The organism is Paraburkholderia heleia NBRC 101817, assembly GCF_000739775.1.
In the GTDB taxonomy this organism is placed as follows: Bacteria; Pseudomonadota; Gammaproteobacteria; order Burkholderiales; family Burkholderiaceae; genus Paraburkholderia; species Paraburkholderia heleia.
In genome coordinates this window covers 79,652-94,015 of record NZ_BBJH01000040.1, presented here as the reverse complement: position 1 = coordinate 94,015, position 14,364 = coordinate 79,652, and the positions used below count along the sequence as shown (strand labels likewise).

11 protein-coding genes and 4 pseudogenes are annotated in these 14,364 nt (G+C 57.6%); 5 read left to right on the top strand and 10 right to left on the bottom strand.

Annotated features, from left to right (window positions below; translation table 11 throughout):
* The 5 genes and pseudogenes from BHE01S_RS39930 to BHE01S_RS39325 form a co-directional block, all read right to left on the bottom strand.
* Window positions 1-127 (bottom strand): annotated as a pseudogene (locus BHE01S_RS39930) (arsenite efflux transporter metallochaperone ArsD); the annotation flags it as partial.
* A 345-nt stretch (window positions 128-472) separates the two neighbouring features.
* Window positions 473-718, bottom strand: a complete 246-nt coding sequence (locus BHE01S_RS39925) for a DUF3331 domain-containing protein (protein WP_407669566.1) — start codon at window positions 716-718, stop codon at window positions 473-475.
* 360 nt (window positions 719-1,078) lie between these two features.
* Entirely contained in the window at window positions 1,079-2,035 is a 957-nt protein-coding gene (locus tag BHE01S_RS28760) for a LysR family transcriptional regulator (protein ID WP_042269922.1), read from the bottom strand.
* 513 nt (window positions 2,036-2,548) lie between these two features.
* Window positions 2,549-3,040, bottom strand: a pseudogene (locus tag BHE01S_RS28755) (integrase core domain-containing protein); the annotation flags it as partial.
* On the bottom strand, window positions 3,001-3,297 hold the full coding sequence (locus BHE01S_RS39325; RefSeq protein ID WP_281177776.1) for an acyl-CoA dehydrogenase family protein: 297 nt from the start codon (window positions 3,295-3,297) through the stop codon (window positions 3,001-3,003). The pseudogene BHE01S_RS28755 and the gene BHE01S_RS39325, both read right to left, overlap by 40 nt.
* Before the next feature lie 548 nt (window positions 3,298-3,845).
* Between BHE01S_RS39325 and BHE01S_RS28745 the strand changes: the two are divergent.
* From BHE01S_RS28745 to BHE01S_RS39320, 5 genes and pseudogenes are all read left to right on the top strand, one after another.
* Window positions 3,846-6,548, top strand: a pseudogene (locus BHE01S_RS28745) (type VI secretion system Vgr family protein).
* Complete coding sequence (locus BHE01S_RS28740; protein ID WP_042269918.1) at window positions 6,523-7,524, top strand: hypothetical protein; 1,002 nt, start codon at window positions 6,523-6,525, stop codon at window positions 7,522-7,524. Before BHE01S_RS28745 ends, BHE01S_RS28740 begins: the two are co-directional and overlap by 26 nt.
* Window positions 7,499-8,089, top strand: a complete 591-nt coding sequence (locus tag BHE01S_RS38095) for a hypothetical protein (protein ID WP_157025697.1) — start codon at window positions 7,499-7,501, stop codon at window positions 8,087-8,089. Before BHE01S_RS28740 ends, BHE01S_RS38095 begins: the two co-directional genes overlap by 26 nt.
* A 287-nt stretch (window positions 8,090-8,376) precedes the next feature.
* A complete protein-coding gene (locus tag BHE01S_RS39920; RefSeq protein ID WP_407669564.1) occupies window positions 8,377-8,607 on the top strand; it encodes a PAAR domain-containing protein in 231 nt (76 codons plus the stop codon).
* 33 nt (window positions 8,608-8,640) lie between these two features.
* Window positions 8,641-9,406: pseudogene (locus BHE01S_RS39320) on the top strand (IS3 family transposase); the annotation flags it as partial.
* Between the two features lie 968 nt (window positions 9,407-10,374).
* Here the strand turns inward: BHE01S_RS39320 and BHE01S_RS39595 are convergent.
* The 5 genes from BHE01S_RS39595 to BHE01S_RS38090 all read right to left on the bottom strand — a co-directional run bounded on the left by BHE01S_RS39595 (window position 10,375) and on the right by BHE01S_RS38090 (window position 14,361).
* On the bottom strand, window positions 10,375-10,956 hold the full coding sequence (locus BHE01S_RS39595) for an H-NS family nucleoid-associated regulatory protein (RefSeq protein WP_084069337.1): 582 nt from the start codon (window positions 10,954-10,956) through the stop codon (window positions 10,375-10,377).
* Between the two features lie 411 nt (window positions 10,957-11,367).
* Window positions 11,368-12,666 carry an ATP-binding protein gene (locus BHE01S_RS28725; protein ID WP_042269916.1) on the bottom strand — a complete coding sequence of 433 codons (1,299 nt, stop codon included), beginning with the start codon at window positions 12,664-12,666 and terminating at the stop codon, window positions 11,368-11,370.
* A gap of 55 nt (window positions 12,667-12,721) precedes the next feature.
* Window positions 12,722-13,462 (bottom strand): response regulator, encoded by a 741-nt coding sequence (locus BHE01S_RS28720; RefSeq protein ID WP_042269938.1) that lies wholly within the window; start codon window positions 13,460-13,462, stop codon window positions 12,722-12,724.
* Window positions 13,463-13,526: 64 nt separating this feature from the next.
* Window positions 13,527-13,790 (bottom strand): EF-hand domain-containing protein, encoded by a 264-nt coding sequence (locus tag BHE01S_RS28715; RefSeq protein ID WP_042269914.1) that lies wholly within the window; start codon window positions 13,788-13,790, stop codon window positions 13,527-13,529.
* Between the two features lie 46 nt (window positions 13,791-13,836).
* On the bottom strand, window positions 13,837-14,361 hold the full coding sequence (locus BHE01S_RS38090; protein ID WP_042269912.1) for a glycine zipper domain-containing protein: 525 nt from the start codon (window positions 14,359-14,361) through the stop codon (window positions 13,837-13,839).
* Between the last annotated feature and the right edge of the window lie 3 nt (window positions 14,362-14,364).

The following is a 14,364-nucleotide window of genomic DNA, read 5'->3' as shown; positions in this document are numbered from 1 at the left end:
GGATCGCCCCGGGAATGTGGTCTCGCTCGATGCGAGTGAATCCGCGCCGCGCAAAGAACGTGTGGGCAGACTCATCGTTCGGAATAAGGTAGAGCGCGCGCAGGGATCGCGTTTGAGCTAGCGCAATGGAAGCATCGATAAGACGGGTACCCAGACCGGATGCGCGCAGGTTGTGAGTGAACGGCGAACGAACGCAACAGGGTCACATCGCCGGCTTGTTCCAGTCCCGATATGCAATACGCGATTGACGCGAATCGCGCCACCCCACCCAGAAGGAATCAACCTTCGCCGGCCGTTCAATTTCCCGGTGCCTCGGTACGCGCTTCGAATCCTTCAGGTCTGGAGGGTGACATGCACGTTTCGACCGCCAGTCGCCAGGCCTTAGCGCATTGAGTAAATGGATGAACCTGCCGCTACGTGATCTCAGCCATATCCGGGCCACCACGTCCAGTGCCGCATGCCCGCGTATGGTTCATATGGCCTCATGTGCGCATACCATCGAAGCAAGCACGACCCAGTCCGCATTCGCGGGCGCATGCCCTCTGGCCCACGGGCGATACACCGCGTCCCCCCGTCGGATCGGCGCACCACTCAACGCACACACCGCGCGGCAACGCGCTTTCGTCAGCTTCCATAACTGCGCGCCGTAGCGCCCCAACGTTGCATCGCACCAGCAGACCGACAATAGCGATTCCGAATGGCGTTCGACGATTTCCATATGCGCAGCGCTCGCGTGGTGGTGCGGCCGGCTCGCATGAGAACGTCGAGCCTGATGTCGACAAGGTACAGAGAACGCCCTCGCGTTCGCAAAATCAGCAAGGGACGGCTGCGCCAGCATGGCAAGCGTGTATTGCCATGCGTCATTTCTGATGACATTACCCATGATTTTTTGCTCCCGACGCGGCAGTTCGTTTTTTCTTGCAGCATGGCTTCGTTTTCGATAAGCGAGAAGCTGCGAAACCGTGCGATGGCTGATACGGTGCGGTATCAGGGTATGGCCAGATCGGACTGGCGTGACTCTTCACTTATGAAATCGCTTTGCACAGCGCCCCTGGAGCTGTTGAACAGCCAACTGATCTCACGCGCAAACTCCGGTTTGCACTGGTGATGCGTTCCTGGTAAGTGCGGCTTTATCGGCTTCAACGACAGTGCGCAAATATGTCACGATAAACTCGAGCCACGTTCGCACCCTGGCGTCCATGAAACGGCATGACGCAAACGTTGCATAGACGTTCGTGACGTTAGCCCTGTAGCCAGGCAGGATGTGTATCAGTTCACCGCGCTGCAACCCGTGCACTGCGGTAGAAAGTGGAAGTGCGCCAATGCCCATGCCATCCAGCGTTGCGTTCAGCAGTATCGAGGCCGAGTTCGTCTGTAGCATGCTGCTGGCGCGCATCCGAAAGCTCCGGTTTCCGTCGTCGAGGGTCCACTCGCGAGGACGACAGCCGGCCGCGTCAAGCGCGAGGCATTCATGTTTCGCGAGATCCTCACGGCACAATGGCAGCTGCCTTCCTCTCAGATAGCGCGGGGCGGCACAAAGTACGTTGAATGTGGTCGTGAGGTGGCGTGCAACCTGCCCGGAGTCGGGCAGGCTCGTGGCATTGACGAGCGCGATATCCGCTTCCCCCCGATATAGATCCGGGATGCCACTGGCCAAGGTCAGGGCAATCGATACGGCAGGGTGCTGTCTACGATATATTCGGATTCCTTCAAATATACGAAGATGTGAGATTTCCTCGGATATCGTCACGCGCAGTTCGCCGGCCGCCAATTCCTGCGAGTTCCTGGCTTCGCGTTCCGCTTCGTCCATAGCTGCGAGGATGCGCAACGCGTGGTGCCGATACCGTTCGCCCGATGGCGTCAGTGTCACGACACGCGTGGAGCGATTGAACAGTCGAATGGACAATCGGCTTTCCAGTTCGGAGACAGCTCGGGAAATGGCTCCGGTTGTCAGATTAAGCGCGCGCGCGGTCGCAGAAAAGCTGCGTTGCTCGGCAACCAGCGTGAAGATGCGCATATTCTGTAGCGTGTCCATACGGAAATTTCCTTGATCCTCGAGTTGCGCTGCCACGGGGGGCCGGCCGGTGAGCCGTATGGAAGTCGGCCCGACGAGGTCGCTCCAGAAAGCTCCGGTCAGGTCGTTCTGAAAAACAGTCTTACATTGAATTTACCGCGATCATTGATGTGTGTCAGTCGAATGCGGTCGAAAGGCGACGCCCTTCCAATGAGCACCTAAAGGTCTGAACATAAGGAAGGTCTGCAAAAGACCTCTTCCGTGAGCAGGAAGTTGCCAACGACTTTCGCGAACTGACTCATGAATCATCAGTCAGGTCCTTGCCCGTCCATTTGCAGAGGCGCATAACGGGTCGAGGGCAGGCGAAAGCCAGGCGCCGGCGGACCGTTGGCGCGGCGAAGGATTCGATATGCTGGTGAAGACGGGTAAGCGCCGGTTACTGTGCTTGCCAGCATCCAGGCCCGTCTGCCTTATTAACCTGAAGCTGCTTTTCGCGTGCGTCGGACCTGACGTTCGATTGACCTGCCCCCGGTTCTAGTCCGGACCACAGTTTGAGTCCGAAGTTAAAAACTGCCGGGCTGCTTCATGCGCCCGCGCGAACTGCTCGGGCGTCAGGTAGCCGAGCGAGCTGTGGGGCCGCTCGGTGTTGTACTCGATTCGCCACGATTCAATCAAGCTTCTGGCATGACGCATGGAGACGAACCAGTGCTCGTTCAGGCATTCATCCCGGAAGCGTTCATTGAAACTCTCGATGTAGGCGTTCTCCACTGGCTTGCCGGGCCGGATGAACGAGAGCGTTACACCAGCTTCGTAAGCCCATGCATCCAGGACCTTCCCAGCGAATTCCGGACCGTTGTCGACCGTAATCGAAGCAGGCAAGCCACGCATTTCAGCCAGCCTCTGCAAGACCTGCTTCACGCGAAGGCCGGGCAGCGAGGTGTCCACCTCAATGGCCAGGCATTCCCGGGTGTAGTCGTCGACCACGCTCAGACATCGAAAGCGCCGTCCATGGGCCAGACCATCCGCACGCTCAGATCGGTGCTAGCCTCGGGCTCAATCGTAGCAAAACTACCAATTTTTTCGCCGGCCAAAAGCGGTGCGAGGTAACGCTCCTGTAACGCAGGAGAAGCATGTTCAAGTGCGCGCCCTGCGAGAATGCAATGAACATCTACAATGGCGGCAACCGAGTTGGAATGGTAAGCGAGTTCTTCAATCATCACCGCTGTAGCAGTCGCGGGATGCTGAAGACCCCTGCCGCCAACGTAACGACTGAAGGTTCCCAAAGTTTGATGAATACGAGCTTCATTCTGATCACATCCCTGATGAAAAGTATTGGCCGTGGCAATGTATCGCAAACGGGAAGTCAGATATGGCGCGACGGCTTCAGCTTGAACCCAGTTATGGCAAGACCCGGGAAGAAGCAGAGGCGAAAGTTCGTAAGAATTACGAACGGTACGCGCAAAAATGGGATGCGACGAAACAGTAGTTTGGGTAGAAGGACGATTCGAGAGGATGTGTTCTACCTGCAACAATATCAATTTACCTCGGACACGTTGGACACCCTGGATACCGCCTTACACAGCAAAGGTTTCAGATGTCCGGGGTAGATGTCCGAGCGTGGACGCGTATCCCCTATCCCGGACAGTAAGCACCGGCTTTGCGCTGATTCAACTGACCAAGGAAAACTTACTCATTATTCAATTCGTATAAGATCGTCGCGGAATTAATTCCCGGAATTAGCTTTTAACATTTTCTGACTGGCCGATTTTTCAGATGGCTCGTAAAATCGCGCTTACGCGCGGGGGCGCGATAGCCAACAAGAAGAGGCGGCATGGGTGCGCAGGACATTATCGGGGCAATAACTGGCGGACTCATCCAGAGTGACCGCCTTGTCAAGCTGGATACTTCACTGGGAAATAACGTCCTGGTGCCCCAGCGCGTCGTCGGTCATTCACGAATTGACTGTCATTTTGAATTCATCGCTGATGTCGTTTCCACGTCTGAGTCCATCGAACTCAAAACGCTGATTGCCCAGCCCGTTACGCTTTGGATTCAGCAGGGCTGACAAGTCTTACCTGCCCCATCATGGATACGTGCATACCGCTCGGCGACTTGGGTCGGATAGTGGTCTCACGAGTTTTCAGATCGGCTTCGCTTCATGGATGCACTTCCTGCGATTTCGCAAGGATGCGCGAATCTGGCAGGACAAACCGGCAGACGCGATTCTCACGGATGTCTTCAAAATGCACCCGCAAGCTCAAGGTGCATTCCGCTTCGCCCTGAGCAAGCCCCTTCCCCACGATCGTTTTGCATGCAGTATGAGGACGACTGGAATTTTGTCTTCCGCATCATGGAAAGTGAAGGCCTGTTCGGCTATTTCGAGCAGGCAGGCGACGGTAAGTCCCACACGCTTATCGTCACGGACAGCCTCGATGCGTTCCCGGCACTTTCGCCACAGACGGTTGAGTTCTACCGTGCAGGCACCAACAGCGAAACCGATGCCCTGGTGCAGTGGTCAGGCACGCGAACACTGCAAAGCACGACGCTGACCACCCGCACCTTTGACTACAAGGCACCCGCCTCGCCTGCCAATCCGAAGGGCACAAACATCTCTACGCTTCCCAAGCAAGGCGATCTGCCCCTGCAGGCCGAAGTCTATGAATACACGGGAGCCTATACCTACGGCACCCAGGACCGGGGCGACCACCTATCGAAGATTCGCATGGAGGAATGGGAATCGCGCGCGAAACGGTTCTTCGGTTCCGGCAGTGTGAGAGCGGCGGACGCCGGCCACTGGTTTGAACTCGACGATCATCCCGAGCATGCCATGGATAGCCAGCAAAACCGGCAGTTCGCCACTATCGAGACCGCGTGGTTCATCGAGAACAACCTGCCGGTTTCCAGCCATGCTGCAGACTATCCGCATAGCCTCAAAGAGAAGCTGGCAGACATCAAAGCCAACCAGACCGGCGAGAAAGTTCAACACACCGATGGCAGCGAAGGCTTCTTTCTTGTCGAGATTGAAGCCCAACGCAAGGCTATCCCCTATCGCAGTCCGTTTGAACATCACAAGCCGGAAATACACTTGCAGTCGGCGATTGTGGTCGGGCCCGCCAATGAAGAGGTCTACACCGATTTGCTGAACCGTATCAAGGTGCGCTTCCACTGGGACAGGCTCAACAACGGTGATGAACGGGCATCGTGCTGGGTGCGTGTCGCCATGACCGATACCGGCGGTGGATATGGCAGCGTGCATGTCCCAAGAATAGGCGAAGAAGTCCTCATCAATTGGGTTGATGGTGATTGCGATAGACCGCTCGTAACAGGCAAGGTCTACAACGGCCAGACGCAACCGCACTGGCATTCCAACGGCTTGCTCTCGGGCTACAAATCGAAGGAATATCAGGGCAGTGGCTATAACCAGATGGTGCTCGATGACTCGACGGGCCAGAGCCGGGTTCAGCTCTACTCGTCCAGCACGAATGCCCAGCTACACCTCGGTTACCTCATCGATCAGTCCGGCAACAACAGAGGAAGTTATCTGGGCAGTGGCTTCGATCTGAAGTCCGACGCTTTCGGTGCCGTGCGAGCGGGCCAAGGCTTGTATGTCACCACCTATCCGGCGACTAGCCAGCAGATGGATGCGAGGCAAACAACCTCTCAACTGGTGAATGCCGAAAGCGTGCTTGAGGCGATGTCGGATGCCAGCACCACGCACCAGGCCGAAAGCCTGAAGGATGGCTATGACTCGCTCAAGTCATTCACCGACGCGACCCAGAACAGCGTATCGGGCTCGTCATCAGGTGGTAAGACCGCAGGCGGCGGAACGGGCAACGCCAATGCATTCAAGCAACCCGTTATGCTGCTTGGTAGTCCATCGGGTATCGCATTGTCAACCCAGCAATCCGTTCACATCGCCAGCGACGCAACGACCAACCTTGTCAGCGGACAGAGCACGCACATCGCAACCGGCAAATCGTTGATTGCGAGCGTCGCCGAAAAGCTTAGCCTCTTCGTGCAGAATGCAGGGATGAAACTGTTTGCGGCCAAGGACAAAGTGGAAATCCAGGCCCACTCTGACAATATCGAACTGACCGCACAGAAGAGCGTAAAGGTGCTGTCTGCAACGGAAAACATTGAAGTTGCGGCCGCGAAAGAAGTCCTGCTGACATCAGGCGGTGCGTATATCCGCGTCAAGGACGGCAACATCGAGATTCACGCGCCAGGCAAGATTGACATCAAAGGTGGACAACATTCGATCGCCGGACCTGCCGCGCAGGGTTATGTGCTCCCGGTTCTGCCGAATTCCGGAGGCAATACACGCTACCATGAGCAATTCCATTTGGTTGACGACGATGGCGAGACGGTGCTTGCGCATACTCGCTACGAAATCGAAAGTGAGTCTGGTATGAAATGGACTGGCTACAGTGACGCCAATGGCTTTGCGCAGCACGTTTTCACTGACGAACCAGAAGCGCTTTCGCTGACCGTATTCCAGGAGGTGGACGATGACGACACAACCGACGAAGCGTAAAGTCCGTGTGCGACATGTTAAGCATGCTTCGGCGACAAACATCAATCAGAAGTCGCTAGTGAAGGCCGTTATTCAGAACGACACGGGCGAATGGGTTCGCCCGGCAACGGGCGACAAATTCTATATCGATGAATCGCCGAAGTTCCCATCTGTAGTGTTTGAAATCAAAACTGATGTGCCTCCACCTTATCAGTGGAAGTGGACGATCGTTTGGGATGCACAGGTGAGTAGCTTGAGAGAGAGTGCGAAACGCGGTAAGAAGCTTCGCACGTTTTCTCAATCAGGTTCTTTTACAAGCAACGAGAAATCGTGGGAAGCCAATCTAAACGACATGATTGTCGGGGGAAAGCTGTCCGTCCAAGTGGCAGCAGGCGCCACCGAATTCCGTCGCACGGTTTTCGTTCTAGGGAAGAATCCAGCGAAAGAGAATGTTGTCTCGTTCATCGCGACAATGCCTAACACATTGGGTTTCGATAAAGTTGTTGAGCAGGAAAGCCACTTCAAGAATTTCATCAACGCAGACAACGAACCGGTGGTCGCGGGTGATCGAGGATACGGTCTGACACAAATGACGAATCCGGCTCCGAGCTATGAGCAAATTTGGAACTGGAAAGAGAACATCAAAGTGGGAGTGAAACTATTCCAAGAGAAGCAGTCTGAAGCGAAGGACGCATTCGGGCATCATCCCTACACTGATGATCAACTCATGCGCGAGACGTTTACCAGATGGAATGGGGGCACCTATTACCAATGGAATTCCGAGACGAAGCAACTTGAACGAAAGAACGTATTGTGTGACCCGACTCAGGGTAACATCGGTTGGAACATGGACAATCCATCCAATGCGGGGCGGACCGCTGATCAATTGCACGAGCGCGACAAAGGTCAATACTCGCAAATGAAGGCGGGACAATCCAAAGAACATCCGTGGACCTATACAGGAATGTGTTATGTCGATCATATCTTCGGCAATTAAGACCGGCGTGCTTGCAGCGGTGTTGATCTGCACAAGCTCGTTAGCGATCGCCGAGACACCGTCGCCCGACGCCGTGAATCTTGAAGGTGGGCGTGTGCTGTTGCAGAAAGGCAGGAAGCTAGTTGAAGTGGATGCGGCTACCAAAAAAGAGCTTCTGCTGCGCTTTCCTGAAAGCGTTAAGCATGCCATCTCGACCGCTTCGAGCATAGGATTTCCGGCAGATCGATCGCACGTCGTTGATGGAAAGGAATACGTGCTTCTTGTCGTCAATCAGTCGTCAAGCGACAATCCGATGGGTTATTGTGGAGCTGGAGAAGAAGGGATGTTGTATGTTCTCCAAATTGAAGGAAATAAGGCAGGTCTACGTTTTTCCTTGCCTGTGCAAAGCTGCCTGAAAAGCGTCGCACTTGATTCCGAAACGGGAACCAAATCGCCATATCTTGCTATCACATGGAACGACGCACCGACAGGCATAAAAATAGCCTGGGAACACGATGCCGAAAAAGGGCGGACTAGCCAGCTCTATCGCTTCAAAGGTGGAACCTTCATTGCGGAGGGCCAATAGTTCGTTATTTGCGATCTAGATTTGAGCGACGACAGGACAATAGCGAGACTGCTGAACCAGGATGTGCATGCCGAATTTTCCCGGACACGTTGGACACCCTGGACACAACCTTATTTATCAAGGGTTTCAGCTGTCCGGCGTAGATGTCCAACGTGATGCGGCTTGACCAGGGTTGGACATCGAAGCTGGTCAATGCTGACTGATGACCTTACCCTTTCCTCATTTCGCAACCAGAAGGGGATTCCAGTTCTTCGCATTCCTACATTCGTGAGCAGTAAATCGAAACTATGAAACGATATCTGATCTTGAGTGGCGACAGAACAACAGCCAACGGCACTGTTCAGGCTACGCCAACCACGATTCAGCTAAGCGGGCAGGATGTTGCACACGAAGGCGATAGCGTGTCCTGCCAAGCCTGCAACACGACGGGCAAAATCCAGTGCGACGGTCCCCGCCAGATGATGAGAGGTGGCCGCGCAAAATCGGACAGCGGGATAAGTGGAACGGCCGGGGCCTGAGCCAGCGATAATGCAGGCAAAGGAACCGGGGAAATGACGAAACGAACCCGACGCACGCACTCAGCGGCGTTCAAAGCGAAAGTGGCCCTGGCGGCTGTCAAGGGGGAGCGCACGCTGGCCGAACTGGCTCAGCAGTTCGACGTGCATCCGAACCAGATCACGGAATGGAAACGGCAGTTGCAGGAGCGTGCGGCCGACGTGTTCGGTTCGGCGGCGCGGTGTCGAGCGAACCGCCGGTAGACGTGACGTCGCTGCACGCCAAGATCGGCCAGCTCACGTTGGAAAATGATTTTTTAAGCGGCGCGCTCAACAAGGCGGGATTGCTGAGCGCAAAGCGATGATTGACCGTAGTCACGCGTTGCCGGTATCGCAGCAAGTCAGGCTTGTCGGTATTGCAAGATCGAGCGCGTATTACCAGGCGCGGCCGCTCAGCGACGACGACCAGCGGTTGATGCGCCGCATCGACGAACTGCATCTGGAGTTCCCGTTTGCCGGTGCGCGGATGCTGGCGCGCCTGTTGCGACGGGAGGGTCACGAAGTCGGCCGTCGCCGCGTGCGTACGCTCATGAAGCGCATGGGTGTGGAAGCGCTGTATTGCAGGCCGAACACGAGCCGACGCAACGCGAAGCACAAGATCTGGCCTTACTTGCTGCGCGGCCTGAAGATCGACCGGGCCAATCAGGCCTGGGCGCTCGACACGACCTATATCCCGATTGCGCGCGGCTTTGTGTATCTGACGGCGGTGGCAGACTGGGCCAGCCGCAAGATCCTCGCGCACCGCGTAGCGATCACGCTGGAGCCCATGTGCACGTTGTTGACGATGACGGCGGCCACTGGGTCATCGAAGCCATCCCACATATCGCCAAAGCGGGATAGCAGTGTCGTTGCCTCGCTCGTTGATTGCACCGTGTTGCGGGCAATCCAGTCACGCACGTCGCCGACCCTGTAGCGAACGGATTTTGGGTTCTTGACGAATTTCGGCCCGTTTCCGCTTACCCGCCACTTCTGCAACGAGGAAACCGATTCGCCCAGCCAGTCGGCCAGCATGGTTTCGTCAATCAGTTTGGACGCGGGCAGGCTGTCCAGATCGACCGGGGCTGGGTTCTTCAGGATAGGGCTAAGCGTTTCCAGCAGCGCAGCAACATGCATCGGCGTCAGCGGTGCATCGGCAGGAAGACTCTTGAGAACGGCGAGGAATTCGGACGGTTGCATCTGCGCGGCGGGCAATCATGGGACACAAGATGATCGCACAACCGCCAGGCCACGCACACCCGAGCGGGTAGCCTAGATGTAGCCTGGAGGGTTTCGCCGAGGCTACAACAGGAAGTTAGAAACTCAGCAAACCCTTGATGGGCTTGGTGGGCCGGGTGGGATTCACATGCCGGCCGCTGAGGCAAGCCCCATAAGGAATTCTCGATTCGACGATGGGCGGCTACCCCCAGATCTACCCCCTGCGGATGGCGGAACAAAATGGATCGAGACACCCGCGTGAAACTACGGCCCGCACCTCTCGGATGCCCTTCGCAGGCTTCGTCGCGTTGTCTCAATTTCGCAACGACCAAATGATTAAGCAGTTATCCGTGGTTCCACGCGGCCAGCGCCGACCGATGCCTAGTTCGGGGCTTCTGCGCTCGCTACAGCGTCGTCATCCGTTTCTGCCGCCGCGTTTTTCGACGTAGACGCAGTCTTCGTCGCAGTCGAATTCCTCGGCCTCCCAGCACGCTTTACCGTGGGAATGGCCCCGGCCACCCCTTTTCTGACCGTGGCTTATCTGGGTACGAGTTTTCTGCCAGCCGTCTTCTTCGCTGTGGACTTCCTTGAGGTCGTCGCCTTAGGCACCGCTTTGCCGCTGCCTTCGATCAGAAATACAGCTCGGTCCTTGGCCTCTACCAGCCATGCCGGTGCGCGGCCCCGTCCGCTCCACGTTGCACCCGTTTCCGGATCGCGATATTTCGGCATCTGCGGCCCGCGAACGTAGTTTCCGGGTTTGCTTGCCCTTTCGGCAGCGCTCATCGGATGCTGCGCACTGGCATCAATCAAAAATCTGTTTCGGTTCTTGGCATTGGCGATCCAGGCCGGCGCACGGCCGCGACCGGTCCACGTCGCTCCGCTCTTCGGATCAACGTACTTTGCCGCACCATTTCCCTTGCCGGCGGCCTTTACTGCGGCCGCGTCCCGGTGTCGATTTCTGCCACCGAGGTGTGACTCAAGATCGGCCAACGTCAGCCCATGCTTTTCCATCAATTCGCCGATCTTGCCAACAACGGCTAATGACTGCTTCTTAACGATTGCTTCTGCTTCCGCCTGCAACCGAACAATCTTTGCCTGGATGTTCTCTAGCGTAGCCATCGCTCTCCCATCGTTGTAACAGTGCCCGCACTATGCCACACCCGGCCACCGGGATGTTAGTGCGGTGGCAAAAACGTCGGATGTGATACTGAGCACTGAGTGCTTCAACGGGAGGCTATCGCGAAACATTTTGTCTATCCCCACTCGATCATCAACAGGTCTCGCAAACCCAAGTAGTGAAAGGGATTCGCTATGATCGACATGGGGCCTTGTCGTCGCTTTTACCGTCGAAAATACATGCTTGTGCCCACCCAGGAAAGGGGGCGATTTGCGAGCGACGTCTCTGGTAGCGAAATCATCAACCGCCTCGAAGCTTACCTCTCTCCTGCTCGCTCGACTACGACGGTCGCGGCATCTTTGGTTGCACTATCGTTCCGGCAGGCCCGCGTCAAATAATGCGTTGCCCGAGGATCACGGGCCTCGGCCACCCGGTAGCCGCACTCTGGCCACCAGACCTGTCGGTACGTTGCGGAATAAATCGAGCGAGCCGTCATGCTGCTTCGCGATACGATCCGCGATAGCGAGGCCGAGTCCGGTGCCGCCGTATTGATCGTTCTGCGCTCCGCGCCGGAACGGCCGCCTGATCAGCGGCAACATGACGTCGGGCACCCCCGGGCCGCGGTCCTTGACGTCGATCGTGACCGCGTCGTTCGTCGCGCTGGTCGCGATCGCGAGGCCAACACGTCCGTGTGCCGCAGCGTTCTGCATCAGGTTCATCAGCAGCCTCTGCATTCCAACAGGCCGAAACGGTACCGGCGGTAAAGCGTCCAGCGATAACGTGAAACTATAGCCGAGCCCTGCGTAATCCGCGGCGAGCTGTTCGATCAGCCCGTTGAGATCGCCCGGCTTCGCAGGCTCCGTGGACCAGCCGCGCGCTAAGTCGATGAACTGCTGGACAATCACTTCGATCTGGTCGAAGAAACGTTCGGCGCTCGCTAGCGGAGCCTCGAACGCCTCCGGGGCGAACAACGCCATGCGCAGCTTCGTGAGCGGTGTACGGATGTCGTGCGAGATGCCGGCCAGCATTTCCGCGCGGGTGACCTCCAGGTCCAGAAGCGTGGCGGCCATCCGGTTAAAGGAGTCGGCGACGACCGCGAGTTCGCGTGGCCCTTCGACCGGCACGGCTTCGGGCCACGCACCCTGCTCAATAGTATCGGCCCCCCGCACAAGCCGCCGCAGCAGCCGTTCCACCGGCCGGTGAATCAGGAAGGCCCCAAGCGCCGGAAACGTCGCGATGCCCAGCAGCAGGCAGATCAGGGTCCACGGCAGATAGCGGCTCGCCGTAGGGCCACCGGAAACGCGGATCCAGTAGTACTGGTCGTGTACGTGCAAACGTGCCCACACGCGGCGCTCGTCGTCATGCTCCCAGCGCACCTGCTCGTCGCGGCCCAGCTCGGCGGAGAGACGCGATGCGAAATAGCTGGCGAGAGGATTGATCGATGTCTCCGATCCTTCATCGGCTGAAGGCACCTCGCTTTGCGAGACGCCGTTGATCGCCTTGAGTTGCGCTTCGCGCTCATCTTCTGGAAGAGCAGACAGGAGCCGCGTCAGCGTACGGATCTGAACCGCCGTGAGTGCCGCCGCGTCGTCGACGCGCGGCCTCTGAATGAAAAACAGGTATACGCCGAACGCGAAGGCCTGACTGACGAGCACGAGCACGATCAGCGCCAGAGCGTTCCTGACGAAAATGGAGCGGAGCCAACCTGACATGACAGTCCCTTGATATTGGCGACGTGGTCGAACGCAGTACTCCTGCGCCCACTGCTTACGCATCGAGCGTCGCCACGAGCATATAGCCGATGCCCCATACAGTGCGGATATAGCGCGGCGTGGATACTTCGACCTCGATGATCTGACGCAGACGTAGCACCTGCACGTCGACGCTTCGTGAGTTCGCGTCATGACTACGCCCACGGGTGCGCTCTATAAGATTTTCGCGACTGACGGGCCGGTTCGGCGTTTCAGCGAGCGCAAACAGCAGGCGCATTTCGGCGGGACCGACCTCCACGATCTTGCCGGCGAACGTCAGTTCCTGAAGATGCGGCTTGAACACATAGTCCCCAAAAGAGAGCGATGCCGTTTTGCGATCGCTGATTGCACCGCCGCGCCCGATCTGCCGTGCAAAGACTTGCTGGCGCCGTAGCATTGCGCGCACGCGCGCGGCGAGTTCGCTTGGCAGAAAAGGCTTGCCCAGATAATCATCCGCACCCATCTCGAGACCCACGATGCGGTCGATCGGGTCACCACGTGCGGTCAGCATCAGAATGGGAACCGTCTGGCCTTGCGCGCGCAACCGCCTACAGACGGACAAACCGTCTTCGCCGGGCATCATGATGTCGAGAATCAGGAGATCGTACGGGTGCCGCTCGAGAAACACGTCGAGCTGGATGCTGTCCTTCACCGTGCGCACTTCGAAACCCTGCCCAGTCAGGAAGCGCTGCAACATGTTACGGATATCGAGGTCGTCGTCCAGCACGAGGATGCGGCCAGGCGGAGTCTTATTCATCGGCTGTGCATCGCTGGACGGGATGGGCAATTGCGTGGCGGCGCGCGGCATCGAGAGTCAACGTTCACTGGCAACGCTGCGCGACGTACTGCTCGATCTGCGCAAGTGTGACGTAGCCCTGACGCGTGCTGTCGATCTCGTCGAAGTATCCGGCCAACAGCGGCAGGCCTGCCTGCGCTTCCGCTCTCGTCAACTTGCCGTCGTGGTCGACGTCTGCCGCGGCGAAACGCGCTTCGAGCTTCAGCGAGATCGTGCTTTGTGCAATGATCGGTGCAGCGGCGAGGATGCCAGGCAGAACGATGCAAGCTCGCGTCACAATTCGCTTCATTTGTTTCTCCGGGTTCGACGAACCGAGTTTCCGGCGTGCCCGCGGTTCAATAGTACGGGACGTAGTAATACGGCGCCGGCGCGTAGATGACCGCTGGTGCCGTCATAACCACGGGGGGACGTGGTACAGGTGGTGCGTCGATCGAATCGCCCTTCGTGATCATGCATTGAGAGTAGGCATTGTCATATTGACGCTGCAAGGCTGCTTCACTGTTGCGATGCTGTCTTAAGCCTGCCGCACTGCCCAGCAACAGGCCGGCTCCGGCGCCGATCGCCGCGCCCGCGCCCGCGTTGCCCGCGCCGGCGCCTATGAGCGCGCCGGCTGCGGCCCCTCCCGCGGCACCCAGCGCAGGAGCGCCAATACCGGAATCCGCAGCCGGGTGCGCGGCAACGACGGGATCGACGACCTGCGCCGCGTAGGCGCGGCAAGCAACATCGTCAGCCTGAAAGGCCTGAATCGATTTGCCGCTGGCGGGCAGCGCCATTACGGTCGGGTAACTGGGCGGCACGACGGCACAGCTGGCGAGTGCCACAGCACCGATAACGGGGAAAGTGAACCGGAGCATTTTCATAGC

Excerpts from the sequence above, each read along its gene's own strand:
- BHE01S_RS39925 (WP_407669566.1), bottom strand. The coding sequence starts at position 718 with ATGGAAATCGTCGAACGCCATTCGGAATCGCTATTGTCGGTCTGCTGG.
- BHE01S_RS28760 (WP_042269922.1), bottom strand. The coding sequence starts at position 2,035 with ATGGACACGCTACAGAATATGCGCATCTTCACGCTGGTTGCCGAGCAA.
- BHE01S_RS28740 (WP_042269918.1), top strand. The coding sequence starts at position 6,523 with ATGACGACACAACCGACGAAGCGTAAAGTCCGTGTGCGACATGTTAAG.
- BHE01S_RS38095 (WP_157025697.1), top strand. The coding sequence starts at position 7,499 with ATGTCGATCATATCTTCGGCAATTAAGACCGGCGTGCTTGCAGCGGTG.
- BHE01S_RS39920 (WP_407669564.1), top strand. The coding sequence starts at position 8,377 with ATGAAACGATATCTGATCTTGAGTGGCGACAGAACAACAGCCAACGGC.
- BHE01S_RS39595 (WP_084069337.1), bottom strand. The coding sequence starts at position 10,956 with ATGGCTACGCTAGAGAACATCCAGGCAAAGATTGTTCGGTTGCAGGCG.
- BHE01S_RS28725 (WP_042269916.1), bottom strand. The coding sequence starts at position 12,666 with ATGTCAGGTTGGCTCCGCTCCATTTTCGTCAGGAACGCTCTGGCGCTG.
- BHE01S_RS28720 (WP_042269938.1), bottom strand. The coding sequence starts at position 13,462 with ATGAATAAGACTCCGCCTGGCCGCATCCTCGTGCTGGACGACGACCTC.
- BHE01S_RS28715 (WP_042269914.1), bottom strand. The coding sequence starts at position 13,790 with ATGAAGCGAATTGTGACGCGAGCTTGCATCGTTCTGCCTGGCATCCTC.
- BHE01S_RS38090 (WP_042269912.1), bottom strand. The coding sequence starts at position 14,361 with ATGAAAATGCTCCGGTTCACTTTCCCCGTTATCGGTGCTGTGGCACTC.